Annotated in this window: 24 protein-coding genes, 1 pseudogene and 2 riboswitches; of the genes and pseudogenes, 18 read left to right on the top strand and 7 right to left on the bottom strand. The window is 52.9% G+C overall.

Annotated features, from left to right (window positions below; all coding sequences use genetic code 11):
• Window positions 1-27 precede the first annotated feature (27 nt).
• The 3 genes from ES815_RS02315 to ES815_RS02305 all read right to left on the bottom strand — a co-directional run bounded on the left by ES815_RS02315 (window position 28) and on the right by ES815_RS02305 (window position 3,598).
• The gene (locus tag ES815_RS02315; protein ID WP_142486437.1) at window positions 28-1,494 is read right to left on the bottom strand and encodes a pyridoxal phosphate-dependent decarboxylase family protein; all 1,467 of its coding nucleotides are present in this window, start codon (window positions 1,492-1,494) and stop codon (window positions 28-30) included.
• A gap of 18 nt (window positions 1,495-1,512) precedes the next feature.
• Window positions 1,513-2,895: a diaminobutyrate--2-oxoglutarate transaminase gene (locus ES815_RS02310; RefSeq protein ID WP_039031094.1), complete on the bottom strand. Its 1,383-nt coding sequence runs from the start codon at window positions 2,893-2,895 to the stop codon at window positions 1,513-1,515.
• Window positions 2,896-3,121: 226 nt separating this feature from the next.
• Complete coding sequence (locus ES815_RS02305; RefSeq protein ID WP_142486435.1) at window positions 3,122-3,598, bottom strand: hypothetical protein; 477 nt, start codon at window positions 3,596-3,598, stop codon at window positions 3,122-3,124.
• 233 nt (window positions 3,599-3,831) lie between these two features.
• Window positions 3,832-3,928, top strand: a riboswitch (TPP riboswitch).
• A 68-nt stretch (window positions 3,929-3,996) separates the two neighbouring features.
• On the opposite strand from ES815_RS02305, the gene ES815_RS02300 reads away from it, so the two are divergent.
• Entirely contained in the window at window positions 3,997-5,355 is a 1,359-nt protein-coding gene (locus ES815_RS02300) for an integrase (RefSeq protein ID WP_142486433.1), read from the top strand.
• Window positions 5,356-5,431: 76 nt separating this feature from the next.
• Here the strand turns inward: ES815_RS02300 and ES815_RS02295 are convergent, their stop codons facing one another.
• The 3 genes from ES815_RS02295 to ES815_RS02285 form a co-directional block, all read right to left on the bottom strand.
• Complete coding sequence (locus tag ES815_RS02295; RefSeq protein ID WP_142486431.1) at window positions 5,432-6,439, bottom strand: DUF4062 domain-containing protein; 1,008 nt, start codon at window positions 6,437-6,439, stop codon at window positions 5,432-5,434.
• 47 nt (window positions 6,440-6,486) lie between these two features.
• Window positions 6,487-6,753 carry a hypothetical protein gene (locus ES815_RS02290; RefSeq protein ID WP_142486430.1) on the bottom strand — a complete coding sequence of 89 codons (267 nt, stop codon included), beginning with the start codon at window positions 6,751-6,753 and terminating at the stop codon, window positions 6,487-6,489.
• A 1,230-nt stretch (window positions 6,754-7,983) separates the two neighbouring features.
• Complete coding sequence (locus ES815_RS02285; protein ID WP_142486428.1) at window positions 7,984-8,343, bottom strand: hypothetical protein; 360 nt, start codon at window positions 8,341-8,343, stop codon at window positions 7,984-7,986.
• Between the two features lie 786 nt (window positions 8,344-9,129).
• On the opposite strand from ES815_RS02285, the gene ES815_RS02280 reads away from it, so the two are divergent.
• From ES815_RS02280 to ES815_RS02245, 9 genes are all read left to right on the top strand, one after another.
• The gene (locus ES815_RS02280; RefSeq protein ID WP_142486427.1) at window positions 9,130-9,540 is read left to right on the top strand and encodes a hypothetical protein; all 411 of its coding nucleotides are present in this window, start codon (window positions 9,130-9,132) and stop codon (window positions 9,538-9,540) included.
• A 130-nt stretch (window positions 9,541-9,670) separates the two neighbouring features.
• Complete coding sequence (locus tag ES815_RS23720; RefSeq protein WP_185902375.1) at window positions 9,671-9,847, top strand: hypothetical protein; 177 nt, start codon at window positions 9,671-9,673, stop codon at window positions 9,845-9,847.
• Window positions 9,822-10,583: a hypothetical protein gene (locus ES815_RS02275; RefSeq protein WP_142486426.1), complete on the top strand. Its 762-nt coding sequence runs from the start codon at window positions 9,822-9,824 to the stop codon at window positions 10,581-10,583. Before ES815_RS23720 ends, ES815_RS02275 begins: the two co-directional genes overlap by 26 nt.
• A gap of 14 nt (window positions 10,584-10,597) precedes the next feature.
• Window positions 10,598-11,068 carry a hypothetical protein gene (locus ES815_RS02270; RefSeq protein ID WP_142486425.1) on the top strand — a complete coding sequence of 157 codons (471 nt, stop codon included), beginning with the start codon at window positions 10,598-10,600 and terminating at the stop codon, window positions 11,066-11,068.
• A 114-nt stretch (window positions 11,069-11,182) separates the two neighbouring features.
• Window positions 11,183-11,563, top strand: coding sequence for a hypothetical protein (locus ES815_RS02265; protein WP_142486423.1), 381 nt, complete (start codon window positions 11,183-11,185; stop codon window positions 11,561-11,563).
• Window positions 11,563-13,749: a tape measure protein gene (locus ES815_RS02260; protein ID WP_142486421.1), complete on the top strand. Its 2,187-nt coding sequence runs from the start codon at window positions 11,563-11,565 to the stop codon at window positions 13,747-13,749. The genes ES815_RS02265 and ES815_RS02260 overlap by 1 nt, the downstream gene beginning before the upstream one ends.
• A gap of 647 nt (window positions 13,750-14,396) precedes the next feature.
• Window positions 14,397-14,729 carry a hypothetical protein gene (locus ES815_RS02255; RefSeq protein WP_260609656.1) on the top strand — a complete coding sequence of 111 codons (333 nt, stop codon included), beginning with the start codon at window positions 14,397-14,399 and terminating at the stop codon, window positions 14,727-14,729.
• Window positions 14,730-14,740: 11 nt separating this feature from the next.
• Window positions 14,741-15,766: a major capsid protein gene (locus ES815_RS02250; protein ID WP_142486420.1), complete on the top strand. Its 1,026-nt coding sequence runs from the start codon at window positions 14,741-14,743 to the stop codon at window positions 15,764-15,766.
• A 70-nt stretch (window positions 15,767-15,836) separates the two neighbouring features.
• Window positions 15,837-16,052: a hypothetical protein gene (locus ES815_RS02245; protein WP_142486419.1), complete on the top strand. Its 216-nt coding sequence runs from the start codon at window positions 15,837-15,839 to the stop codon at window positions 16,050-16,052.
• A gap of 8 nt (window positions 16,053-16,060) precedes the next feature.
• Here ES815_RS02245 and ES815_RS02240 read toward each other — a convergent pair whose 3' ends face one another.
• The gene (locus ES815_RS02240; protein WP_260609655.1) at window positions 16,061-16,696 is read right to left on the bottom strand and encodes a hypothetical protein; all 636 of its coding nucleotides are present in this window, start codon (window positions 16,694-16,696) and stop codon (window positions 16,061-16,063) included.
• A 183-nt stretch (window positions 16,697-16,879) separates the two neighbouring features.
• Window positions 16,880-16,976: riboswitch (TPP riboswitch) on the top strand.
• A 35-nt stretch (window positions 16,977-17,011) separates the two neighbouring features.
• Here ES815_RS02240 and thiM point away from each other — a divergent pair.
• The 8 genes and pseudogenes from thiM to ES815_RS02200 all read left to right on the top strand — a co-directional run bounded on the left by thiM (window position 17,012) and on the right by ES815_RS02200 (window position 25,643).
• The gene (gene thiM / locus ES815_RS02235; protein WP_142486418.1) at window positions 17,012-17,782 is read left to right on the top strand and encodes a hydroxyethylthiazole kinase; all 771 of its coding nucleotides are present in this window, start codon (window positions 17,012-17,014) and stop codon (window positions 17,780-17,782) included.
• Entirely contained in the window at window positions 17,779-18,579 is an 801-nt protein-coding gene (thiD, locus tag ES815_RS02230; RefSeq protein WP_142486417.1) for a bifunctional hydroxymethylpyrimidine kinase/phosphomethylpyrimidine kinase, read from the top strand. The genes thiM and thiD overlap by 4 nt, the downstream gene beginning before the upstream one ends.
• Before the next feature lie 106 nt (window positions 18,580-18,685).
• The gene (gene fbaB / locus ES815_RS02225; RefSeq protein WP_142486415.1) at window positions 18,686-19,738 is read left to right on the top strand and encodes a class I fructose-bisphosphate aldolase; all 1,053 of its coding nucleotides are present in this window, start codon (window positions 18,686-18,688) and stop codon (window positions 19,736-19,738) included.
• 330 nt (window positions 19,739-20,068) lie between these two features.
• The gene (locus ES815_RS02220) at window positions 20,069-21,223 is read left to right on the top strand and encodes a mandelate racemase family protein (RefSeq protein ID WP_142486414.1); all 1,155 of its coding nucleotides are present in this window, start codon (window positions 20,069-20,071) and stop codon (window positions 21,221-21,223) included.
• Between the two features lie 33 nt (window positions 21,224-21,256).
• Window positions 21,257-22,872, top strand: a pseudogene (locus tag ES815_RS02215) (ABC transporter substrate-binding protein).
• Window positions 22,869-23,906 (top strand): ABC transporter permease, encoded by a 1,038-nt coding sequence (locus ES815_RS02210; protein ID WP_142486413.1) that lies wholly within the window; start codon window positions 22,869-22,871, stop codon window positions 23,904-23,906. Before ES815_RS02215 ends, ES815_RS02210 begins: the two are co-directional and overlap by 4 nt.
• Window positions 23,903-24,808, top strand: coding sequence for an ABC transporter permease (locus tag ES815_RS02205; RefSeq protein ID WP_142486412.1), 906 nt, complete (start codon window positions 23,903-23,905; stop codon window positions 24,806-24,808). Before ES815_RS02210 ends, ES815_RS02205 begins: the two co-directional genes overlap by 4 nt.
• Entirely contained in the window at window positions 24,780-25,643 is an 864-nt protein-coding gene (locus tag ES815_RS02200) for an ABC transporter ATP-binding protein (protein ID WP_142490004.1), read from the top strand. The genes ES815_RS02205 and ES815_RS02200 overlap by 29 nt, the downstream gene beginning before the upstream one ends.
• Window positions 25,644-25,646: the final 3 nt, after the last annotated feature.

Genomic DNA, 25,646 nt, shown 5'->3' with positions numbered 1-25,646 from the left:
GCAGCGAACGCTGCCGGGTTGAACAACTTACTTCGCCAGCAGCTCGTGCGCCGTGCGTTCCACCAGTGACAGCAGGACTTTGACATCCTCCAGCGTCACGATTGGGTTCAGCAGGGTCAGCTTCAGGCAGGTGATACCGTTATGCTCGGTTACACCGACGTTGGCACGCCCCGATTCCAGCAGCGCATCACCAATTTTCTGGTTGAGCAGCGCAATGCCCGCATCGTCCAGATTCAGTTCAGGACGGAAGCGGAACAGCACGCTCGCCAGCTGCGGCGGCATCACCAGCTCCAGCTGTGGCTGTTCGGTAACATACGCGGCAACCTGCTGCGCCATGGTCACACCGTGATCGATGATCTCGGCGTATTTCTTCTGACCCAGCGCTTCCAGGCTCATCCACAGCTTCAGCGCGTCAAAGCGACGGGTGGTTTGCAGGGATTTGGATACCAGGTTCGGTACGCCAGCCTCTTCGTCAAACTCAGAGTTCAGGTACGCCGCCTGATAGCGCATCAGCTCATAGTGACGCGCCTCTTTCAGCAGGAACGCGCCGCAGCTGATGGTCTGGAAGAACTGCTTGTGGAAGTCCAGGGTTACGGAATCCACCAGCTCGATACCGTCGAGGTAATCGCGATACTTCTCAGACATCAGCAGCGCGCCGCCCCAGGCCGCATCCACGTGAACCCAGATATTCTGCTTCGCCGCCAGCTCCGCAATGGCACGCAGCGGATCGATAGCCCCCGCGTCGGTGGTCCCTGCGGTGGCAACGATCGCCAGAATCTGTTCGCCGTTGGCATTACACTGCTCGATTTTCGCCGCCAGATCGGTCAGATCCATACGCGAACATTCGTCAGTTTTTACCTGAATAACGGACTGATAGCCGAGGCCCATCAGCGCCATGTTCTTCTGCACGGAGAAGTGCGCGCTGTCGGAGCACAGCACCCGGATCTTACGCAGATCGCCCACCAGACCATCCTGCTGGACGGAGTGGCCCTGACGCGCGAAGAAAGCATCGCGCGCCAGCATCAGACCCATCATGTTGCTCTGGGTGCCGCCGCTGGTGAAGACGCCGGCGTCGCCAGGCTGGTAACCCAGACGGGTACGCAGCCACTCGATCAGTTTTATCTCGATAATGGTCGCAGACGGGCTCTGATCCCAGGAGTCCATGCTCTGGTTAGTGGCGTTGATCATCACTTCCGCCGCCTGGCTTACCACCAGGCTCGGGCAGTGGAGGTGCGCCACACACTGCGGATGATGCACCGCCAGGCTGTCTTTCAGGAAATATTCAACGGCACGCTCGATGGCGGTCTCGTTGCCCAGCCCTTCCGGGCTGAACTCCAGGTTGATGCGCTCGCGCAGCTCGGCGACCGTTTTACCCTGGTACATTTCCGGCTGTTTCAGCCACTGCATAACCGCCTGAGTGCTCTGCTCGATGGCCTGCTGATAGGCTTCGATGCTTTGCGCCGACGACGACAAAATCGGGTTTAAATCTGACATTGTATCCATTGTCTCCGGTTAGACTGGGCGAACGCCCGCAGCAAGCAGCGCCTGCTCAAATTTGTCCAGGAACACGTTCAGCTCCTGATCGCTGATCAGCAGGGAAGGCAGCAGACGCACCACGTTACCGTTACGGCCGCCACGCTCCAGAATCAGACCGGCTTCGAAGCATTTCTTCTGGATCAGCGCGGACAGCTCGCCGTCGCCCGGGAAGCAGCCCATATGGTCGGCAGCTTCGTGCGGTTTAACAATCTCGATACCAATCATCATGCCCAGACCGCGCACGTGACCAATAACCGGATAGCGTTTCTGCAGCTCAACCAGCTTCGCCTTCAGCCACTCGCCCTGGGCGGCAACTTTATCGGCAATGTTCTGCTCTTTGAGGATCTGCAGGGTGGTGAGTCCGGTCGCCATCGCCAGCTGGTTGCCACGGAAAGTACCGGTATGGTGACCCGGAGACCAGGCATCGAACTGCTTTTTGATACCGAGAACGGCCAGCGGCAGACCGCCGCCGACAGCTTTGGACATCACCACGATGTCTGGCTGGATACCCGCGTGTTCGAAGGCGAAGAATTTACCGGTACGAGCAAAGCCAGCCTGCACTTCGTCGAGGATCAGCAGGATGCCGTGCTCTTCGGTCACTTTACGGATGCGTTGCAGCCACTCAACCGGTGCCGGGTTCACGCCGCCTTCGCCCTGAACGGCTTCCAGGATCACGGCAGCAGGTTTACGCACGCCGCTCTCAACGTCGTTGATCAGGTTTTCGAAGTAGTAGGTCAGGGCTTTCACGCCTGCTTCACCGCCGATACCCAGCGGGCAGCGGTACTCGTGCGGGTAAGGCATGAACTGCACTTCCGGCATCATGCCGTCAACCGCTTCTTTCGGAGACAGGTTGCCGGTCACGGACAGCGCGCCGTGGGTCATGCCGTGATAGGCACCGGAGAAGCTGATAATGCCGCTACGGCCGGTCACTTTTTTCGCCAGCTTCAGCGCGGCTTCAACAGCGTCCGCACCGGATGGGCCGGTAAACTGCAGGCAGTACTCTTTGCCCTGACCTGGCAGCATGGAGAGCAGGTATTCTGAGAACGCGTCTTTCAACGGCGTGGTCAGATCCAGGGTATGTAACGGCAAGCCGCTGGTAATGACACTTTGGATGCTTTTCAGCACATCAGGATGGTTATGACCCAGCGCCAGCGTTCCCGCTCCGGCCAGGCAATCAAGATACTCTTTGTTATCCGCATCGGTGATCCACACCCCATCCGCCTTAGTAATGGCTAAAGGCAGCTTGCGCGGATAACTCCTGACATTGGATTCCATTTCGGCCTGACGGGCCAGATAGGTTTCGTTGGTTTTGAAAGAAGAGGCATTCAAAGTATCAATACGGACTTTATCCGTCATCATATCACTCCTACAACCGCAGCTCAGCACGTGGCCACGATTGAATAATTAATTAAGAAAATGAGAAGGGCATCAAAAATCGCGGCCAATATAGAGCCTTTTTGCGCGGGGCTCAATGGTTAATTGTTTATCGTTTTGTTACGCGCGTTGAAACAACGCGCGTAAGCCGTAACCCCGCATGGCTACTGAGGTTTCCTGGGGAGCGCTCTGCGGAAAAAAGTGGGGTATTTTAGAATGCTTTAGGAGTATTTTGAACGACGTTCAGAATCCCATGATCGCGACCCCTGTTTTTATTCCATGACGCATCGGTGACGCCGTCAATATCAAGGGAGATCGACAGAACGTAACCGGCCCCTTTAATTTCGTAGAAGTTCGCATTCGAACGCTTTACCGTGGCTTTTTTGCCATTGATGGTGGCCTGAGTGAAACCATTGTTGATGGTGGCTTTGATGCCGTTGGCGCTAAAAGAGGCTTCACGCAGCGGGTCGCCAATACGCGCTGCCTGCGCATGCTGTATGGCGGCATGGGCATTCTCCAGGGCCTGTTTCTCAGCGGCGGCATTGATGGTGGCCTGACGGTTCTGGTCGGCGATATAGCACGCATCACGGCTGACGCCTTTTGCCTCACACTGTGCTAACCGCTGTTCTTCAGAGACGCAGCCCGCGAGAAGCGCTGCAACCACACCCACCAACAGAATCTTTTTCATACATTAACCTTTATCTTTGTTCTGGAATTTCGTAGCCGGTTTCTATATTAGTAACGCAATCATTGCGCACGGTTACTATCCCGGAAGGCCAGTACCCTCAGGTTGATGAAGATCACATTTAGCACGAATAGCTAAAGTTATGGGCGTAATCCTGGTGAGGCATCGCGGTAGCAGAAAGGTTCTTGCTATTGCCAGACGCATCCTCTACGCTGCCGTGATTACATCATCTTATGTAATTTGACTCGGGGTGCCCTTCCTTGTGAAGGCTGAGAAATACCCGTACCACCTGATCTGGATAATGCCAGCGTAGTCCTGGCGATTATCCAAGATATAAATCAAATACTTGCACGGTTTTTTCTCTTCATTTTGTTATGTTGTCACTCACAGAGACAAACAAAATGGCACACACATCTATCAATCACACCATCATCCGTAACGGGATCTACTACGTCAGCTTTCGCCTGTCGGGTCATAAATATTTCCGTCGGTCGTTAGAGACTGATAGCCACAGCCACGCGCAACTCCTGATGTCATTTGTTTCTCCAGCCATTCCCTTAGTCAAACGTGGAACCATCCACCCGGATCAGTTTGGTCAACGTCTTTCAGATTTCAGCAACCGCTTAAAGCAGCAGAGTGAACACTGGCTGGTTCAACAATTCATCAATAATGAGCAGAGTAATATTCAGCCGTTGGTTGCTCAGGAATACCGGGAGACTGTTACCCCGGCAGCAGTTACTAAGTCACAAAAGCAAGATGAACCAAAAGAAGTGCTAACGCTGGCTGGTGCGTGGAATATGTACAAAAAGGAGAAGGCTCAGAACTGGACGAAGGCAATTTCACAGGCCAATGAGCGCTTTATGGAAGTCCTGTTCATTGTCCTTGGCGCATCAACCGATGTAACGATCATCACAAAACAAGATATCAAGCAGGTGATGGAAGTTGTTGAAAACTTGCCTAAGCGCGTTGTGCAGCCTTATCGGTCGATGACTGTTCAGCAACTGATTGAGTGTGATGATGTCCCGCCTGAGGATTTAGTAGGCGCTGAGTCTATCCACAAGCATTTGAAGATTTATAAATCTCTGTTCAAAACCTTCCTGACTGACAACAAAGATATTCTGGAAAAGTCTCCCACTGATGGAGTAGTCGCCGCACCGTCAAAAGCGAGGTTTGGCGCATACAGTGTGGCAGAAATGAGAAAGTTTGTGGGGTGGGCGCTCAAGCAGCCTGACGGCTGGCAGAAGTGGATCATTCTGTTGTTGGCGTATACGGGAGCCAGAAGAGGGGAGATCGCCAAGCTGGAGAAGTCGCAGATCAAATTCGATGAAGATAGCCAGCGGCACTATCTCCTAATCGCAGAAGGAGGGCAGGGGAAAACTGAGAACGCAACGCGACAAGTTACCATCCACCCAAAACTGATTGAGTGGGGTTTCCTTGATTTTGTTATCCGTCAGTGGAAAGAGAAAATCTTCTCGCCTGTATCGGGTAAAAACATGCCGAAGATCGGCAAAGTGTTAGCTGATGTTCGCGATCAGCTTGGTATTCCGTATCTTGATGATTATGGACAGCGGCGGCTGGTGCATTCATTTAGACACACCATGATTTCAGCTTCCTTAGCTGGCTGGGTTGGGAACTTGGCGCACTTGCAGCAGGTGGTTGGTCATGAGAAGAGCGGCTCAGGAATCACCAGGCGCTATCTTCATACTTTCCCACTTTCTACGGTATGTTATGTAATTGATGGCTTATGCTGGGAAAAATAATACTAAGATTCCCGAAGGATTGTCTTCATTTTATGAGCAAAAATCGCCCCAAGTAATGGGGCGAAATCAAAGGGAATTACTCTGTTTCTATTTGAGCTTGCTTTTTTATCGTTCTAGTTTTCAGCATTTTAACCTGTCCTGCTTCTGTTAATGACCAGAAAGTATTCATACTACCATTAGTCGTTTTTAAATAGTCTATTTTGATTAAACCGTATGCACGCATTTGCACGCCTATCGTTTTGAGATCCTGAGAGCTAACTCTAGGGGATGTTCCGCCTTGCTCTGCAAGACTTTTCGCTGTTTCAGCAATTGTTGACGACACATTTGATTCCGAATAATACTGAGTGAGGTAGGGAGATATTGTATGAAAAATGTCACTCCATTTCATTGTCACAGACCAGCTTCTTTGCCCATAATGTGGAAAAACTGAAAGACAGTTGAATTCAAAGTCATCATCAAAATCTGCCAAGTTTAAGTCTGGCATTTGGTTGTGATGCGATGTCGTCTTTGACAGTTCCTTTTTCAACAATTCATTTTCTTTTTGCAGTTCGACCATTGCACGTAAATCGTTTTCAGAGCTTGTCAGATTCGCTCTAACCCATCCGACTGCTGGATAGGTTTTTATTGTTTTGCTCATACTCAGAGCGACCAGTCCTGGCAAATCTCGAGCAGTGGACCATGTTTTTCGAAGACGATTAGTTGATGCCTTCTCAATGAATAAGTTGAGTTTTTCTCTGAGAGCAGAGTCTTTTTCTGATTTGGCTAATGGCAGACTTTCCGGATCCTCATGCACTAAAACAACAACACGTAAACCTTTAGAGACTGCATAATCGAATTCCTTTTCGGTGTAACTTAGGCCGTCCTCTGCAACAGAGCCATAACGACCACCGATGATCAGCAAATAATAATCACAGTCATCAATTATTTTTTTTATAAATTCCCACTGCTCTTCATCAATTGCAGGAAACAACTCCATTCCGGCCGGAATACAGTCCATTTCCATTAATGTCTGAATTACATGTTTTCGTTCTTCTTCTAAGTCCGTGAACGTTGAACTTACAAAAACCTGATAGCGTTTGTCCATTTTTATTCCTTAAAAGAGGAAGGGGCATGAAGCCCCTTAATTCAACATTAACCAGCGTGACGGTAGGATTCACGCACACCATCACGATAACCATCAGCAAACGCTGCCTGAGGACTTTTGTGGCGAACGGTTCCCGCCTGACTATCAGGTAAGGCGGCTAAGTCAACCCAAGGTTGGCCTGTACGGGCTAAACCAGCACGGTAACCTTGATCGTAAGCGCATCCACAACATTTATGGCGACCTTCACCACCTTGATCGTGAGGTAAGCTGATGAAAAGAGTGTTGTAACGGTGTGACTGTTTACAAATGGTCATGCAATGCTCCTTGTGAGCGTGATTTTAAGGTTTACATGATCCTCTTTGCCTGGCACAATCAAGCCGTCAGAAATGAAGGCAAGGCTAAGATTCATACGAGTTTGGCGACTCCTATTGGTCATGCTTTGTAAGCCGGATTCGTGAAAATGAATCCGGTTTTTTTATGCCTGTTATTCATACTTAACCACTACATATAGAGAGCGAAGACTATTATATCCCTATATGTGCAATATCTTAGTAAGGATTCTTTTCAGCACAAGAGTTGATTTTGAGGTTAAATTCAGGTTGTGAAAGGATAAAAAAGCGTAAGTCCTCGCCCCGTAAGGCTTGGACAAGATGTCAATAATGTAGAAAAAAAAATGAAAATATGATCGACCGCTGAAAATACTACGGCTCTGAGATGGATCTGCCTAGTGGAGAACGTAAGAGGTCAATAGAAATTGAGATTCTTGGTTAAATATCGTACAGGTCTGCCAGCCATAGCAAGTTGTTATATTTGTTAAATTTTGGTCCTATTTAACATAATGTACGTTATGCGACTAACCAGATCAGCACTCATGATCGAATCAGGTTAAAGGCCTTATTTAGAGAGTTTTGCTTGCAAGAAGACCATAAAAAAGAGTGCATAAATGCTGCATAAATGAGGGGTGTTTTTGCATAGCCTTTTTATCGCCTCTGATGCTTCTTTTCTGATGTTTTCCCACAAAAAAGGGGTTGGATAGAGCCAGTATTATTTAATGTGAAGTCAGTGCAGCCTGAACCATGACAATACACGCATTAGCCCGGTTTCATCACCAGATAACCCCCACCAACAAGCGATATTCGCCCGGCTTGGTTGTCACCGTTCCTTCCTTTTCCACACAAATGTGAACTGCCCCATCAATAGCCCCGTATGCTCCACCAGAAGCCCGTAGCGGCGTTATCCCCCACTAGATGTAAACTGCACACCCACGATCCACGACATCATACAGCGCGATACAGGCGGCTCAATACCTACAGAAATCAAGACATTTTCAGAAGGTTGCGAAGAAAATTTATTTTTGGTTCGAGATGAAGAGGGATGTAAACTGGTTTGACACACATTTGGTTGACAGATTTAACGCATCCAGCACTCGCAAAGCTTCGTTGAATATCCGATACCATATCGGTTATCACATCCCACAGGCTAGCCAGTGACAACAGGCAGGATTTCCTATCAATTAACCGTAATTAACGGGTATTTAAACCCTATTATTTCCCGCCGAAAATCCAACCTATGACGGCACCGATCACCGCTGAACGGCTTTCACCTGCTGCACTTTTGAGGACGTTAATAATTGTATCACCTGAAGTCGGGGCTTTCTGAGTGAGGACACTCAGGCCGGGAGGAGCTAACTTAGCGGCGTAGTCCATATCTGTTGAGGAGATTATTTGGATGTAGCCCATATCCCTTAGTGCATACAGGGTGTTACGCAACAGCTCACTACGCTCGTCATTCCAGCCCCAATCCGAATAGTCAAATTCCGAGTGAGACGGATAGTCCGCAAACAGTTTCACCAGTATTCCGGTTGCCATCTCGTTAAAGCTGTCTTTGCCTTGGATGAATTCCATGTTGCTTCCTTATGTTCGCTGATGGAACGAGGTTACTTACTTACAGCTGGAAGTGCCAGCAAGAAGGGATGACGCTGTGCTGTTAATCACTAGGTAAGGGGGTGTCTTCTGTCAGAGGAGAGGGTGTCTTCTATTGGAAGATACGTGTCTTCCACCAGAGGGGAGGTGTCTTCTGAGAGACGTTGTATAAGAGCATTTATAAAACCACTAATAAAAACACCTATAAGATCTTAAAGACCTTAAATTCAAAAACAGGGTTAAACCTGCGTTTAACTAGTTGGGTTTGTAGTTATTACGTAAACAGCTACGCCTCTTTAGATGTGTGGAAGACAAGCGCAAGCGCGGCAGTACAATGTGAACGGCTTCGATGAAGCCAGGAGCTTTAAACGCGACGTACTCTCCCCCTTGGAGGGGCGGCGGTCCCCCCTCAATCTCGCAAGGCGATAGTGTGCCTAACCAACGGCCCTGTAATTCGGTGGCTATGCCATGATGACCAGCATCACCGTACAGCGGCTTGTATCGCGTTCTGAGAGCCTTTCTCTTGTTGTTGGTGACTTTGTACCGCTTTGTTTGCTGAAAGGCGTATAGAGCGTCTGAGGGCGTTTTGTGATGAAAGGGATTGACAAAGAGATTTGATTCATAGTATAAGACCGCGTTAGATTTAATCTTTACAAAAATAATGTTGACTTATCATTAAACATAAAAACAAGGTTTGACAAAGATTGTTTTAACTGTTAATATGTACATACTGAATTAATAAACACTAAGCTGAATATAGGAGACCATTTGAGAACAGCCGCCATCGACTTTCAAGTCGCAACTGCCGAAGAAATTTTTAACGCCTTAGTCCATAACATCACCACTACCTCTGCGCTTTATAGCTTCCAAAACCGTGTTGGTACGAATAAGCGAAACACCAAGAAAGCCCTTGAAATGCTCCGTCAGCATAAACTGGAGCAGAAGCGTAACGCTCGTTACCGTCAGGCAATAAAAAACATTCTCAAGCCTGTTAATCCCCGTATAGCCGCAGGGGAAGAGATAACTGATATCTTCTCAGATGTCATCAATGGGTATATCTGCCTGTACCGTGATCGCGTTGGAATTGCCCTGCATGAGAAACAGGTATTAGCGCTTATTCTCTCCGAGGCTCGCGAAGATCTTAAGAAGTATGGTGTTGACCCTGAGAAACACCGCTAACCCTCGTTTTTAAGAACCGTTGGCAGCAACGCCACCAAACGAAATCGCCGCAAACACGGCTTCTTACCCCTGATCGCCAACATGATCGCAGGGGCGTACCCGCATATCTGACGTACAGGAGAAAAGATGCATGAACATTTCATTCCCGGATGACACCTACCGCATATTGCTGAAAGAGGCGAACCACCGCGACATGCCAATGGCAAAATTATGTAGTGAACTGCTGCAAACAGCGGCAAAAATCATTGAAAAGAATAAAACAGATAACCAGCGAGGATATTATGACGACCGAGAAAGCAGAAAGTAAACTTTACGAATCCCTACCGCAGCCGAACGAAGACAAACCGATCACGGTTGATACTTTTTCCCCTTGGGTGATTCCGGTTGCTCGCATCAAGCGCTTCAACGGAGTGAAAAACAGCCCAGAAATTATGGCTGTCTACAGTCACCTACTTGGTTGGAAGAAAACGACAGGAGAGATCCGTCCTTCTCAACAATACATTGCTGATTGCTGTTGTATGGGCCTCTCAACTGTTCAGAAAAAAGTGAAGGTGCTCGTAAAAATGGGATGGATTACAGCAACGCCAGCCCGTAAGCCAGGTAGTAAAGAGATCTCCCATACTGACTACACAGTTAAAGATCCTGAGGAAATTTTAGCAGAACAAAACGCTGGGTTGTCACAGCAAGGCGACGCAGTAGTAACCATCGCAAAAAATCAGAAAGTTAAAGCCGAGGAGAGCGGCAAAGATGAGCAGAAACAACAGCAAAAACACGAACAACCAACTACTGTGGCTTCTGAGACTGCCGCGCCTGCTGTTGAACCAACCGGATCTGTATCTTCTGTGGATATTCCTGTCGATGCTTCTTTACCCGCTAATGATGCGGTGACTCGGAGAAATGTTGTTGAGTTCCCTCGCCAGAGAGCTAGTTTTAAATCTGTCGCACCGGATGATGATTTTGATGATAACCGTGTGGTTAATGAGGCTTGTGTGGTTCCTGTTGATCGCCCTACAACAGCTACTTGGCCTGATGCACCATTCTGATACTGGAGGAATAATTGTGTGATATTGCCAACAGCCTGACGGCTGAAAAACCAAACCAAGACTTAAAACGCCTCTTCAAGACACGCCGCCGTGATGAATCAGTCCTTAAAACCGCAAAAACTCTGCTTTCGCATGGGGTATCACCCGGCAAGGTTGCCTTACTATTAAGGATCGATCCTGAGTTTGTAGCTGAACTGGCTAAGACCTGGAATCCTCGATTCCGTAGGGTGGCGTACACCTCCCAATGGACGATGAAACGCACTGTTAGAGAATATTTCGATAGTGGCGCGCTGCTTGAAAAAATCTGTGTTGACCTCCAGTTACCTCTATTTTCTGTGATCAAGTTTCTTCAACGTGACGGAGTGAGCGATCAGGAAATGGCATCACGGATGCCTGCCCAGACCGATCCGCTGTTTATCGAATACCGAAAAACGGTCGCCAGAAAACAGAAGAACCCACAGCGACGTTCACCACGCCTGCATTAGTCCCAATCTTGACCCTACTTGAATACATATCGCTGATCCCATTGTCGGCAATGGTCGCCCATTGTCTGTTATCCGGGATCGGCTTGCTTTGCCGATTACTGAAGGAACACAAATATGACCCTGTACAGCATTAAAAATGCTCTGTTTGCAACGATGCATGGCATGACACCGGAGGAATACGAACTCCAAAAAGCGCGGGACAATCTGAAGAGCGTCACCAATGACTTTCTGACGAAGCATCCGGAGTTGCTCAAATCAGCCCCAGCTGAAACACCCACGGATAAACGGGGCGAAGCCTTCTCGCCAATGCGAGACACCTTTGGTGCTGAACAACGGATTAAAAAATTTCTGGGTGCTGAGAGCCGTCCGGTTGTCTCACATACCGCTGACCATATCGATCCTGAAATGCTGGCGAAAGCTAAAGCAGCGGCTGCTGCTCTCGCAAAATCCGATCCTGATCGTTACGGCAATATCATCAAGCAGCAGGGGGTGTAATGGCTAATGGCAACATTATTGTAACATCTACAATCAACCGTGTTAGCTGGCAGGTTGATCAAAACTCCTTCAACCGTGCCCGCAACAAAATCAAGAGTCTTAAAAAATTTGCTGAGTCAGCGGGAAAATCATTCGATCAGGCGACACGAAAGCTACAACAAACCAACGGCAAGACTCAGCTACAGCAGGCGCGAGCAGAAACGCAGAGATTGAAGCTCAATCAGCGATTAACCGCTGAAGCCCAGAAGCAGGCCGCTATCAATGCCCGTGCAGCGACCAATGAGCAGCGCCGCGCCCAACGTATGGCAAGTATTGCAGCACGCAACCCAGCGGCGGGCGGTCTTATTCCAAAAAGTGTCCGAGGTCTCAGTGAAGCAATCAGAGCACAGCGTGAACAGGCCGACCTAGAGAAGCGAACACAACTGATCCGAGCTAAAGGCATTCGTTTTTCCACTGCGACCAACGGTTATAACCTGACCCCACGCCAGCGAGCACAAGCGATTCAGGATTTTAGCCAACTAACGAAAAAATATCATGCTGGTTCAATGGCGCTTGGAGAGTACAACGCCAGGGTGAGCAAGCTACAACAGGGATTAAGGCAGCAGGGCGGGCTAATCAAAAAGCCGATAACGCTCCCAGTTAAAGCTAAAGTGACGGGCCTGGATACCAGTTTGCTTAACCATGCAGGAACAGCGATCACCATCGGGGCGACCATTGGGATCGGCAAAACTATCATGCAGACCGGGCAAGACTTCGAATCAATGATGTCTGGTCTACAGGCCGTCACTGGTGATAGTCAGAAAGCCGCGCAGGAAATGTCATATCTACAGAAGCAGGCGCTTTCCCTTGGTCTTGACCTGCAACAGACATCGAAAGACTACGTTAAGTTTTACGCCTCAGCCGTTGGAAAAGCGACCGATAGCCAGATCAAAAACCTGTTTGAAGGTGTCAGCCAGTACGGAACCGTATTAGGGGCCACTGGTGAAGAGCAGAGTCGCGCCTTGCTCACTCTTAACCAAATGTATTCAAAAGGCACGGTGCAGGCTGAAGAGCTTAAGGGACAGCTTGGTGATGCACTGCCTAACGCCGTTGGGATCTTCGTCAAGGCACTGAATAAGCTGAAAGGCCGGACAGACCTTACCGAAAAAGACCTCATGGCAATGATGAAAAACGGTGAACTGCTGGCGAAAGATATCCTTCCGCTTGTTGGTGACGAATTCAAAGCAGCAGCACAGAAGGGTGGCGCTTTTGAGAAGTCACTGAAATCTAATCGTGTTGCAATGATGCGCTTACGTACAACGATGCAGCTTGCACAGAAGAATTTCTTTGAATCGGGCTTCGGCAGTCAGCTTACCGATACGTTTAATGGTCTGACAGATGCAATTGACAGCAACCAGGACGCATTTAAGACGCTGGGAAGCATTGCAGGCAACGTGATTAAAGGTTTCACCGATGCTGGTTACACTGTTTATAACAGCTTCATTCTCATTGAAGCGCTGATCAAGAAGTATGTTCCTCAATTGTCCAAGACATTCGAGGGATTCGGCAATACAGCAGCGTACGCGGCAGGAATTGCTATATTCACTGGGGCGCTCTTCAAGTTGGCTGGCGCTCTTCGTTGGCTTGTAAGCTTCGCGAATCCGTTGAAAGGTCTGCTTGGGACTCTCGCCGGGATCGGCGCTCTTGGTGGCATTTCCACACCGGGAACAGATAACACCAAACCAGGGAAAGAGGGCAAACCAGCTAAAGGTGGGGGCATCTCAATCGGTCTACCTGCAATCATGGCAGGTGTTAGCCTAAACAATCAGCTTGATGATATTCAGGCCGATCCACAGGGCTTCCTTGCTAAAGTGCAGGCCAACAACGACAAGCCAACCCTTTGGACTGATATCAAAAACTTCTTTGCTGACCATGCGCAGGGCTTCACTAATGCGTTTTCGGGGATGAATACCTTACCCGGACTTCAGCCAACTACCGCAGGCATGGCACAACTACCGGGCATTGATAATCTTGCTTATGGTATGAACCTTGGCAAGCCATTCAGTGTTGAGGGCAAGGCCGATCTGACTGTGACCAACGAGGTTAAACTCAGCATTGACGATAGCAAATTCAGCGATGCAATTAAGGCTGAGGTACAGGAACAGGACAGGAAAAATACCAACCTTATCTTGGGTATTTCTGGCTAACTAGACAAGGAGCGTTAAATCTGACGCTCCCATATCAAATTTATCGAGAAATCAATAGCTTTCCGTGAAATTTGTTGCAAATGATAATCATTCGTGATAAAATAATTGCATAGGGTGATAATTTAAATTATATGTGCGTACAACAGCCGTTGTCATTCCTTCTCCTTACAAAATATAAAGTGCGCTTCGCCAAGAGCGCCTTTTCTAAATACAGCCAATATCCGCACTCTCTCCGGTCACGAAGTGATGAACCTCTGGTTCACCGCTAAGCGGCCTACTCTCACGGGAAGGTTTTCGCCAACCGCTGGTTGTATTCAGAAAAGACGTACTACTCCGGGTCACCCTGGATTAGGCCATTAATCCGGCGCTCTCCTCGTCGGTCATCTTGCCATGATGCAAACTGGCACCGAGCCAACGCCGCTTTCTAACGGTCGTGGATGTCCGCAATTGGCGGTGTTGCTCCCTCATTCCTACTGTCAGAAATCAATAACATCATCGTTATTTCTCCTACTACCGGGCGGGTTATTTCCCGCCACGGCTTTTTCTGACATGTAAAAAACCGTTAAACGCCTTAATTGGCGTTTTTCTTACCTGCCGTCTGACGAATATGTCGGATGTACAAATAATATAAAAAAACTATGGAGTTAATGATGATTGTAGCTACAGAAGAACGCTCCTTCCGTGACGTAGTAATTTACCGTGACGATCCTGTGTTCTCACATAAGACCCGAGTTTTTACCACTCTGGCAATTGATACTGTTCCTGGCACTCTGTTAGCCAGTGATGGCACCGCTTATGAGTCAGGTAATGACCTGTTGATCGCTCTTGATAGCCACAAGGCAGGCTCGAATGTCCCTGTGATTGTGGTTGACCGTGGTTGTGTACTGAACCGAGCCGGATTGATTGGCACCGATGCAACCGCCGTTACGAATGCTATCGCTCAAATTGAGGCCTCTGGCCTGAATCGTGTTTCTGAATAAGGACAATAAAAATGGATTTTAAATATAACGATTTCACTGGCGTTTTCACTAAGCCTTTCGGAAATAATTTCCTGATTCAGGAATTAGGCATCTTCCAAGAAAAACATAGCGATACACCAAAAATTGAAACGGACGACTTGCGAGCTGGCAAAATCTCCGTTGCGGAGTCTGTGAACCGCTATGGGACGGAACTGGTTGGCACAGAGCGGGATCTGAGTCTGAACCGCTTACTGGAAATTCCACATTGGGTACTATCAGGTGAAGTTGACGCGAGCATGTTCCAGGGGATTCGCCGTCCCGGCACGCAGCGCCAGCAGAATATGGACGAGCTGGTTAGCGATGAATCAATCCGCCAGTATATGAAGTTCCGTACCACAAAAGAAGATGTACTCGCCAGGGCGCTGTTTACTGGTGTCGTTAACACACCATATACTCAACAGCAGGTTGTCGATTTCTCTGAAGAGTTCGGTGAGGATTATTCCAGCGCTGTAATCGATGTTGGTTCAACTGGTCCGCTGGAGTCACTGGACACCGCCGCAACTGCACTACGTGTCAACCTTGGCGGCTGGGTTAAGGCTCTCAAAGGTATCGTGGTTCTGTGTGACCCGACTTTCTATAAGTCAGTGAAATATCACGCCGAGATCCGTACCCTAGTCGCTCATGGCGTTCTACCTCAGTCCACGCTGTTTAATAGTGCTGTACGAGCAAACCTCCCGGCCTTTAGCGCTTTTGAATTGGATGGTCTCGTGTTTGTTAATGTCATCGGCTATGAGCAATATCTATCTGCTGGTAGTGCTGTAATGGTTCCTGTGTTTGCAGACAACATTATTCCGTCAGACCATACCCCACTGGAAGTCGTCTCCGGTCCTGCCTCACGTAATGCGAAGATTGCCGCTGCGGGTACACGAGCTGAGTTTTTCCAGTACAGCTTTGATGACCGCCTGGGTAACAAAACCGTGATGTCAGAATTTGGCGTTCTGCCGCTCATCTATGATCTATCGATGATTACCAAACTGACCACCTCAACGGGTGAGTAAGTAGCGATCAACAACGGATTTCGGGGAGCGATTTGCTCCCCGCCGCATTTATAGATGAAGAGGGGATAGAATGAGAATTACAATTTCAGGTGTCGGTGGAGTGCCTTTGGTTATCTCTCACGTTAAAACGCTGGATGATAACGAACTGATTAATGTTAGTGGGCTATGCAGGGCGCTAGGAGATATTCCGCGCTCTTCATTTCTCGATAAGGTCGAGCGACTAGGGCTTGAGGGGGCTATCAGATACTACCTCAACGAACAGAGACAACGAAAACTGAAAACATAAGAGCCGGGTTAATCCCGGCTTTTTTTATTAACTTTGCTGAAGTCAAACAATTCATCAAATTTAATAATATCTATCCCGGCGATAGCGTAATTAACGCCTTTCATCTGTTCACCATGTTCATCATAAAGATTACGAATTGTCTCGAATTCCTCCGTTGTTATCTGCTCTTTAAGCAAGGCCTGCGTGATGAGGTTTACTAATTTCGATATAGCTATTTGCGTTTCACCAGCAGAGTGTAGAAGAGCGTTAAATGGTTCCCAAGCTGGTTGTTTAATGGCAACGTTATAGTGGCTAACTTTGACGAAACAGCTACCAATACGAAAGGTGTTTTCCGCCATATCTCTCAAGGAACCTTGAATCTGATAGTAGCTTTCTTGATCTACTTTTTGACCAGACTTTGCGAGCGTGTCGATAAAAGTCATTATGCGTGTAAGGTCAAAACGCATACGATTATAACGGCCCCTCGTAGCATCAATCTCACCTTTAAGCGCTATTGCAGAGGCGAAAGCTTGCTCCATTTTCTTGTTTTTCACCATCTCCTGAAGTTTAACCCCGCCGAAGATGACGCCAGCAACCACGCTTAAACCTGTTACAGCATTCGAAGCGATAGAGATAACGTTATCCCATGCTTGTAAATCCATCATGACCTCTTTTTTTATGCGGTAGTTGATAACTTAAGAGCATTCTACATGGCACACATTGTGTCACTCAACCTGTCACACATAGACCAAAAGGGCCGCTTTTGCCGTTTACAAGACTTCCCGCTGGCATTACTATCCTGATCAGGGATTAATGAGGAGCATTAATCGCAAGCTTTTGATTTTGATTTATTTGACTCGGGGTGCCCTTCTTTGTGAAGGCTGAGAAATACCCGTACCACCTGATCTGGATAATGCCAGCGTAGGGAAGTCAGATGCCCTCCGGGCAATCGCTTCTTCGCGCAAGGCAGGAGCGATACCATGCAGCCTGACCTGCTTAATTTACACGCCTTACACCACTTCCGAACCCGTTCCCCGCTGACCCACTGCATGACCAACGACGTGGTGCAGACCTTTACCGCTAACGTACTGCTGGCCCTCGGGGCCTCTCCGGCGATGGTGATTGAAGCCGAAGAGGCCGAACAGTTCTCCGCTATTGCCGATGCGCTGCTGATTAACGTCGGGACCCTGACCTCCTCGCGCGCTCAGGCGATGCGCCGGGCGATTGAAAGCGCGGTGGCGGCGGGTAAACCCTGGACCCTCGATCCGGTGGCCGTGGGCGCCCTGGCGTACCGGACCCGTTTTTGCCAGCAAATCCTCGCCCTGAAACCGGCGGCCATTCGCGGCAACGCCTCTGAAATCCTTGCCCTCGCCGGGATGAGCGCAGGCGGGCGCGGAGTGGACACCACCGACACGGCGGCCAGCGCCCTGCCGGCAGCCCAGGCGCTGGCGCGGCAGACCAATGCCATTGTGGTGGTGACCGGGGAGGTGGATTACGTTACTGACGGACTGCGTACCCAGACAATTACCGGCGGCGATCCGCTGATGACCCGGGTAGTGGGCACCGGCTGCGCCCTGTCGGCGGTAGTGGCGGCCAGCTGCTCGCTGCCCGGGGACCGGCTGGATAACATCGCCGCGGCCTGCGGCTGGATGAAGCGGGCCGGCACGCTGGCGGCGGCGCTTAGTCGCGGCCCGGGCAGTTTTGCCCCGGCGTTTCTGGATGCACTGTGGGAACTGGGGGCGCAACGATGAAACGGATTAACGCGCTTACCATCGCAGGCACCGACCCCAGCGGCGGGGCCGGGATCCAGGCCGACCTGAAGACCTTCTCCGCGCTCGGTGCGTACGGTTGCTCGGTGATCACCGCCCTGGTGGCGCAGAACACCCGCGGGGTGCAGTCGGTCTACCGCATCGAACCTGATTTCGTGGCGGCGCAGCTGGAGTCGGTGTTCAGCGATGTACGCATCGACACCACTAAGATCGGCATGCTGGCCGAAACCGATATCGTCGAGGCGGTGGCGGAGCAGCTCCTGCGTCATCAGGTGAAAAACGTGGTGCTGGATACGGTAATGCTGGCGAAAAGCGGCGACCCGCTGCTGTCACACGCCGCTGTCGACACGCTGCGTAAAAAGCTGCTGCCGCAGGTGGCGCTCATCACCCCCAACCTGCCCGAAGCGGCGGCGTTGCTGGATGCCCCCCATGCCCGTAACGAACAGGAGATGAAAGCGCAGGGTTATGCATTGCTGGCGATGGGGTGCGAGGCGGTGCTGATGAAGGGCGGACATCTGGACGATCCCGAGAGCCCCGACTGGCTGTTTACCCGCGACGGGGCCACGCGCTTTACGGCTCCTCGGGTGAATACCAAAAACACCCACGGCACCGGCTGCACCCTGTCGGCCGCGCTGGCCGCGCTGCGTCCGCGGCACGATAGCTGGGCGGATACCGTCCGCGAGGCCAAAGCCTGGCTCTCCTGCGCACTTGCGCAGGCGGACACGCTGGAAGTGGGGCAGGGCATTGGCCCGGTACATCATTTTCATGCATGGTGGTAGACGGCTGGCAATTTGACGACCCGCAGACCAGGCTTAGGGGGCTTACAATCCTGTGAGCCTGGATAAAACACGCCGACGCTTTGTCGGCACTGACGGGAGGAAAACCATGACTGATATTACGCAATTGCTTGGCAAAGACGCCGACAGCCTGTTACAGCATCGTTGTATGACCATTCCAGCCGACCATCTCTACCTGCCTGGCCACGACTACGTCGACCGCGTGATGGTGGACAACAACCGTCCGCCGGCGGTGCTGCGAAATATGCAGACGCTGTATAACACCGGGCGTCTGGGCGGGACCGGCTATCTGTCGATCCTGCCGGTGGACCAGGGTGTGGAGCACTCGGCGGGTGCCTCCTTTGCCGCCAACCCACTCTATTTTGATCCGAAGAATATCGTGGAACTGGCGATTGAGGCGGGTTGTAACTGCGTGGCGTCCACCTACGGCGTGCTGGCGTCGGTCTCCCGCCGTTACGCGCACCGTATTCCGTTCCTGGTTAAGCTTAACCACAACGAAACCCTGAGCTATCCCACCGAATATGACCAGACCCTGTACGCCAGCGTTGAGCAGGCCTTCAATCTCGGCGCGGTCGCGGTAGGGGCCACCATCTATTTCGGCTCTGAGCAGTCGCGCCGTCAGATAGAGGAGATCTCCGCCGCCTTCGAGCGTGCCCATGAGCTGGGCCTGGTGACCGTGCTGTGGGCGTACCTGCGTAACCCGGCCTTCAACAAAGACGGCACCGATTACCACGTTTCCGCCGATCTCACCGGTCAGGCCAACCATCTGGCGGCCACCATCGGAGCGGATATCGTCAAGCAGAAAATGGCCGAAAACAACGGCGGCTACGAGGCGGTCAAATTTGGTTATACCGACGATCGGGTATACAGCAAACTGACCAGCGATAACCCCATCGACCTGGTGCGCTACCAGCTGGCGAACTGCTATATGGGCCGCGCCGGGTTGATCAACTCCGGCGGTGCAGCAGGCGGCGAAACCGATCTCACCGATGCGGTGCGCACGGCGGTGATCAATAAACGCGCGGGCGGCATGGGGCTGATCCTTGGTCGCAAGGCGTTTAAAAAGTCGATGGCCGACGGCGTGAAGCTGATTAACGCCGTGCAGGATGTTTATCTGGATAAGAAAGTTACGATCGCGTAACCGTACTCGCAGCATGCACAATACGTAGGCCCGGCAAGCGTAGCGCCGCCGGGCATTGCCGCATCTGGTGCGGTGCGGTAAAAAAGCCGGGTGGCGACTGCGTCTTACCCGGCCTAAAAACTTCATTCAAAGATCCCTCCCGATCCACTTCACACTTCCCTGGTCTTTTGTGAAAAGTGTCACTTCCCCCCGTGCAGATGCACAAGAAATGGTCAGCGCTTAGCGGAATTTGTCTAAGGCAGTGGATGAATTTTGCGCTTACAGTTAGTTTCGAAACAGCTTTTCAAAATGACAGAACATGCTGAACCTACGTTGTTTTAAGGACTGAAAATGAAAATCGAATCTGTAAACGTCACCGTCTTTCAGTATCCCACGCGCCGGGTCTCCGACACCGCCGGACACTCCCACCCGGGACCGGAAGGTCTGGCAAAAATGGCGATGCTGACCATTACCGCAGACGATGGCACCAAAGGGTATTCATTTGCACCGCCGGAAGTGGTGCGCCCTTTTGTGGTCAACACCTTCTTTCGTAAAGTGATGGTCGGCCAGGACGCGTTTAATCGCGAGAAGATCTGGCAGGAGCTGGCCCACTGGCAGCGCGGCAGCGCCCACCAGCTGACCGAACGCGCGCTGGGTTTTGTTGAGCAGGCGCTGTGGGATCTGATTGGCCGTAAGCTCAATATGCCGGTGTGGAAACTGCTCGGCGGCTACCGCGACAAAGTCCCGGCCTACGGCAGCACCATGTGCGGGGATGACCTGCCCGGTGGCCTCTCGACGCCGGAAGAGTACGCCAGCTTCGCCGAGACGCTGGTGGCCCGCGGCTATAAGGCGATCAAGCTGCACACCTGGATGCCGCCGGTCTCCTTCGCCCCTAACCCGAAGATGGACGTCAAAGCCTGCGCCGCAGTGCGTGAAGCGGTCGGCCCGGACATTGACCTGATGATCGACGGCTACCACTGGTACAGCCGCACCGAGGCGCTGTACATCGGCAAGGAGCTGGAGAAGCTTAACTTCGCGTGGTTCGAAGAGCCGATGGAAGAGGAGAGCATGTCCTCCTACGCCTGGCTGGCGGAAAACCTCTCCATTCCGATTATCGGGCCGGAAAGCCTGGGCGGTAAGCACCACAGCCGCGCCGACTGGATCAAAGCCGGGGCCTGCGACATCCTGCGCGCCGGATCGAACGGCGTCGGCGGTATCTCGCCGACCCTGAAAGTAGCGAACCTCGCGGAGTCGTTCGGCATGGACTGCGAAGTGCACGGCAACGGCGCGGCGAGCCTGGCGGTGATTGGCGCCATCAAGAACTGCCGCTGGTACGAGCGCGGCCTGCTGCACCCGTTCCTCGATTACGACGAACCAGCGGCCTATCTGCACAGCCTGATCGACCCGATGGATGACGAGGGCATGGTCAGCCTGCCGACGCGCCCGGGACTCGGCGAAGACATTAATTTTGCGTATATCGAAGCCAATACCGTCAGCCACGACTGACAGATAAAAACGTACCCTACAGGCGATATATACATGAAACGAACCTCTCTGGCTGGAGCGTGCTTACTCGCGCTCTCGCTGATGATGGGGAGCGGTGCGGCGTACGCGAAAACGCCGCCCGATCAGCTCATCATCGGTATGAATATGAACAACCTGCTGACCCTCGATCCGGCCGCGATGACCGGTAACGAAGTGGTCGGCATTGTGGTCAATCTCTACGATTCGCTGGTGGAACTGGATCCTAATACTCTCACCAACGTCAAACCGGCGCTGGCGAAGACCTGGGACATTTCCCCGGACGGCAAAACCCTGACCTTCCACCTGCGCGACAACGTGACCTTCCACTCCGGCAATCCGCTCACCGCCGAGGACGTGGTGTGGTCGATGCGCCGCCTGCTGCACCTGAACCTCGCCCAGGCCTCGGTGTGGAAATCTTATGGGTTTTCTAAAAAGAACATCGACCAGCAGATTAAAGCCCTCGATGACTACACCTGCAGCTCACCCTGCCGAAGGCCAACGATCCGCAGCTGGTGATCTACTCCCTCGGCGCGCTGGGCAACCTCGGCGTGCTGGATCGCAAAACGGTGCTCAGCCACGAGGTCAACAGCGACTGGGGCAACCGCTGGCTGACCACCAACGAAGCCGGTTCTGGCCCGTTTATGCTGGAGACCTGGCAGGCAAAAGACGTGCTGCGCATGCAGCGTAACCCGAAATACTGGCGCGAAGCGCCGAAGATGAACCGCGTGGTCCTGCGCCATTTCCAGGAGTCGCAAACCCTGCGCCTGATGGTGGAGAAGGGCGATCTGGATATCGCCAGCAATATGGCGGTGGCCGACATCAACGCCCTGCGTAAGGATCCGCAGCTGACGGTAGAAGCCGTGCAGAAGGGTACGGTCTACTACGTGGCGATGAGCATGAAGGAGGCGCACTTCGCCAACCCGAAAGTGCGCGAAGCGGTGCGCTACCTGATTGACTATCAGGGCATCAACAAGGCGCTGATGCCGGGCTACGGCGTGCTGCACCAGCGGCCTATCAAGGCGGGGATGCCGTCGACCCTGCCGGACCCCGGTTACAAGCTCGACATCCCCCGCGCCAAAAAGCTGCTGGCGGAAGCGGGCTACCCGGACGGCTTCGACACCACCCTGCGGGTGCTGGCGGATCAGCCGTTCCTTAATATCGCCATCGCCGTGCAGTCCACTCTGATGCAGGCGGGCATCAACGCCAAAATCATCACCGGCACCGGGAACCAGATCTACGGCGCGATGCGCGAGCGTAAGTTCGACATGCTGGTCGGGCGCGGCGGCAGTGGGGTAGAGCCGCATCCGCACTCCAGCCTGCGCGCGCTGGTCTACAACCCGGACAACAGCGACGAGGCCCGGCTGACCAACTTCCAGGGCTGGCGCACCGGTTTTTACGACAAGCCGCTGAACGAGATGATCGACAAAGCCCTGCTGGAGCGCGATCCGCAGAAACAGATCGCCGACTATCAGCAGATCCAGGTGCGTTATGACCAGCTGATCCCGGCCCTGCTCCCGCTGTCGCAGATGGTCGACTCGGTGGTGGTGCGCAACGAAGTGAAAAACTTCCAGTCGCACCCGTCGGCCACCACCTTCCTGCGGGAAGTGTACAAAACCGGAGGTGAAAAATGAGCGTTGCGATCCTCGCCCCGGGCTCCCGCACCCGGCGTTTCTCGAAACGATTAACCCAGGTGCTGGTGACCCTGTTCGGCCTGCTGGTGCTGACCTTCTTTATCGGCCGGGTGATGCCGGTGGATCCGGTGCTGGCGATTGTCGGCCCGGATGCCGACCACAGCACCTATCAGCAGGTTTATCAGCAGCTGGGCTTTGATAAATCGTTGCTGACCCAGTTCGGTATCTACCTGAACAACCTGCTGCACGGCGATTTCGGCAATGCCCTGCTGACCGGCAAACCGGTGCTGGACGACATTATGCGCGTCTTCCCGGCGACCCTTGAGCTGGCGACGATGGCGATTATTGTCGGGGCCGGGTTAGGCATTCCGCTGGGGGTGCTGGCCGCCGCACGTCGTAACAGCGTCTCAGATTATGTAGTGCGCATCATCAGCCTCGCCGGTTACTCCACGCCGATCTTCTGGGTCGGGATGATGGGGCTGCTGCTGTTCTACGCCTGGCTCGGCTGGGTGGGCGGCGCCGGACGGCTGGATCTGGGTCTGGATGGCCTGGTCCCGCGTCGCACCGGACTGATGACCATCGATGCCCTGCTGGCAGGCAATAGTGCGGTGTTCTGGAACGCCATTAACCATCTGGTGCTGCCGGCTTCGCTGCTGGGCTTCCACTCCCTGGCCTACATCAGCCGCATGACCCGCAGCTTTATGCTGGCCCAGCTGTCGCAGGAGTTCATCATCACTGCCCGGGTGAAAGGTTTAACCGAGCGGCAGGTGATCTGGAACCACGCGTTTCGCAACATCCTGGTGCAGCTGCTCACCGTGGTGGCGCTGGCCTACGGCTCGCTGCTGGAAGGGGCGGTGCTGATTGAAACCGTCTTCTCCTGGCCGGGCTTTGGCTCCTATCTCACCGGCAGCCTGCTGCTGGGGGACATGAACGCGGTGATGGGCTGCGTCCTGCTGGTGGGGATGATCTTCGTGATGCTCAACCTGCTCTCCGACATGCTGTATCAACTTTTTGACCCGAGGACGAAATCATGACCGTTTCTCTGGATACACCGCTGCAGCCCGTTCGCAGCGAAGGACGCCAGCGCCTGGCGCGGATGGCCCGTCGCAGCTTCGGCTTTGTCGGGCAGATGGCGCGCAACCCGCTGACGGCCATTGGCGGCGGCATCATCCTGCTGCTGTTGATTGTTGCGGCCTTCGCGCCCTGGATTGCACCGTACAACCCGCTGGTGCAGGATCTGAATAACGCCCTGGTGGCGCCGAACGCGCAGCACTGGTTTGGCACCGACGAGTTTGGCCGGGATATCTTCAGCCGCCTGGTGTACGGCTCGCGCATCACGCTCTATATCGTGCTGCTGGTGTCGGTCACCGTCGGTCCGCTGGGGCTGCTGCTGGGGGTTACCGCCGGGTACTTTGGCGGCAAGGTCGACGCAGTGCTGATGCGCGTCACCGATATCTTTATCTCCTTCCCGAGCCTGGTGCTGGCGCTGGCCTTTGTCGCCGCCCTCGGTCCGGGGCTGGAGCACGTGGTGATTGCGATTACCATCACCGCCTGGCCGCCGATTGCTCGCCTGGCCCGCGCCGAAACCCTGTCGTTGCGCCAGGCCGATTTTATCTCCGCCGTGCGTCTGCAGGGGGCCTCCCCGGTGCGGGTGCTGTGGCGTCACATTGTGCCGCTGTGCCTGCCGTCGGTGATTATCCGTATCACCATGAACATGGCGGGGATCATCCTGACCGCCGCCGGTCTCGGCTTCCTCGGTCTCGGCGCACAGCCGCCGGAGCCGGAGTGGGGGGCGATGATCTCCAGCGGGCGAACCTACATGATGGAGTGCTGGTGGGTAGTGACTATTCCGGGGCTGGCAATTCTGATTAACAGCCTGGCGTTCAACTTCTTAGGAGATGGCTTACGTGACATCCTCGATCCTCGCAGCAACTGATGCGCCACTGCTGGACGTGCGCGATCTGCACGTCGACTTTATCAACGGACGCGCGGTGACCAACGCGGTGCGCGGCGTCTCCTTTCAGCTCGGGCGCGAGAAGCTGGCGATTGTCGGCGAGTCGGGCTCGGGGAAATCCACCGTCGGGCGGGCGCTGCTGCGCCTGCACCCGGCAAAGGCGCAGATCGCCGCCACCCGGATGCAGTTCGTCGACGTCGATCTGCGCAGCGTCAGCGAAGCGCAGATGCGCGGCATTCGCGGCAAGCGCATCTCGATGATCATGCAGGATCCGAAATACTCCCTGAACCCCGTGGTCTGCGTTGGGGATCAGATTGCCGAGGCCTGGCTGACCCACCATCCGGGGCGCAAGGCGGAGGCGAAAGCCAAAGTGCTGGAGATGCTGGATGTGGTGCGTATTCGCCAGCCGAAACGGGTGTATCAGCTCTATCCGCATGAGATCTCCGGCGGGCAGGGGCAGCGCATCATGATCGCCATGATGCTGATCACCGACCCGGAGCTGGTGATCGCCGATGAACCGACCTCGGCGCTGGACGTCTCGGTGCGGTTGCAGGTGCTGGGATTGCTGGACGATTTAGTCCAGTCCCGCGGGCTGGGGCTGATCTTTATCAGTCACGATATCAACCTGGTGCGCAGCTTCTGCGACCGGGTACTGGTGATGTACGCCGGGCGGGTGGTGGAGTCGATTGCCGCCTGTGACCTGCACAACGCAAAACATCCCTATACGCAGGGGCTGATCAATGCCCTGCCGGAGATGAACCACCGCCGTCCGGTGCTGCCGGTGTTGCAGCGCCAGGCTAGCTGGCTGACCGAATAAGGA

Source organism: Leclercia adecarboxylata, assembly GCF_006874705.1.
Lineage (GTDB): Bacteria > Pseudomonadota > Gammaproteobacteria > Enterobacterales > Enterobacteriaceae > Enterobacter > Enterobacter adecarboxylatus_C.
This window is presented reverse-complemented; position numbering and strand designations above follow the sequence as displayed.

Bases quoted from the DNA above. Each gene is read 5' to 3' on its own strand.
- ES815_RS02315 (WP_142486437.1), bottom strand. From the start codon at position 1,494: ATGTCAGATTTAAACCCGATTTTGTCGTCGTCGGCGCAAAGCATCGAA.
- ES815_RS02310 (WP_039031094.1), bottom strand. From the start codon at position 2,895: ATGATGACGGATAAAGTCCGTATTGATACTTTGAATGCCTCTTCTTTC.
- ES815_RS02305 (WP_142486435.1), bottom strand. From the start codon at position 3,598: ATGAAAAAGATTCTGTTGGTGGGTGTGGTTGCAGCGCTTCTCGCGGGC.
- ES815_RS02300 (WP_142486433.1), top strand. From the start codon at position 3,997: ATGGCACACACATCTATCAATCACACCATCATCCGTAACGGGATCTAC.
- ES815_RS02295 (WP_142486431.1), bottom strand. From the start codon at position 6,439: ATGGACAAACGCTATCAGGTTTTTGTAAGTTCAACGTTCACGGACTTA.
- ES815_RS02290 (WP_142486430.1), bottom strand. From the start codon at position 6,753: ATGACCATTTGTAAACAGTCACACCGTTACAACACTCTTTTCATCAGC.
- ES815_RS02285 (WP_142486428.1), bottom strand. From the start codon at position 8,343: ATGGAATTCATCCAAGGCAAAGACAGCTTTAACGAGATGGCAACCGGA.
- ES815_RS23720 (WP_185902375.1), top strand. From the start codon at position 9,671: ATGAACATTTCATTCCCGGATGACACCTACCGCATATTGCTGAAAGAG.
- ES815_RS02275 (WP_142486426.1), top strand. From the start codon at position 9,822: ATGACGACCGAGAAAGCAGAAAGTAAACTTTACGAATCCCTACCGCAG.
- ES815_RS02265 (WP_142486423.1), top strand. From the start codon at position 11,183: ATGACCCTGTACAGCATTAAAAATGCTCTGTTTGCAACGATGCATGGC.
- ES815_RS02260 (WP_142486421.1), top strand. From the start codon at position 11,563: ATGGCTAATGGCAACATTATTGTAACATCTACAATCAACCGTGTTAGC.
- ES815_RS02255 (WP_260609656.1), top strand. From the start codon at position 14,397: ATGATGATTGTAGCTACAGAAGAACGCTCCTTCCGTGACGTAGTAATT.
- ES815_RS02250 (WP_142486420.1), top strand. From the start codon at position 14,741: ATGGATTTTAAATATAACGATTTCACTGGCGTTTTCACTAAGCCTTTC.
- ES815_RS02245 (WP_142486419.1), top strand. From the start codon at position 15,837: ATGAGAATTACAATTTCAGGTGTCGGTGGAGTGCCTTTGGTTATCTCT.
- ES815_RS02240 (WP_260609655.1), bottom strand. From the start codon at position 16,696: ATGATGGATTTACAAGCATGGGATAACGTTATCTCTATCGCTTCGAAT.
- thiM (WP_142486418.1), top strand. From the start codon at position 17,012: ATGCAGCCTGACCTGCTTAATTTACACGCCTTACACCACTTCCGAACC.
- thiD (WP_142486417.1), top strand. From the start codon at position 17,779: ATGAAACGGATTAACGCGCTTACCATCGCAGGCACCGACCCCAGCGGC.
- fbaB (WP_142486415.1), top strand. From the start codon at position 18,686: ATGACTGATATTACGCAATTGCTTGGCAAAGACGCCGACAGCCTGTTA.
- ES815_RS02220 (WP_142486414.1), top strand. From the start codon at position 20,069: ATGAAAATCGAATCTGTAAACGTCACCGTCTTTCAGTATCCCACGCGC.
- ES815_RS02210 (WP_142486413.1), top strand. From the start codon at position 22,869: ATGAGCGTTGCGATCCTCGCCCCGGGCTCCCGCACCCGGCGTTTCTCG.
- ES815_RS02205 (WP_142486412.1), top strand. From the start codon at position 23,903: ATGACCGTTTCTCTGGATACACCGCTGCAGCCCGTTCGCAGCGAAGGA.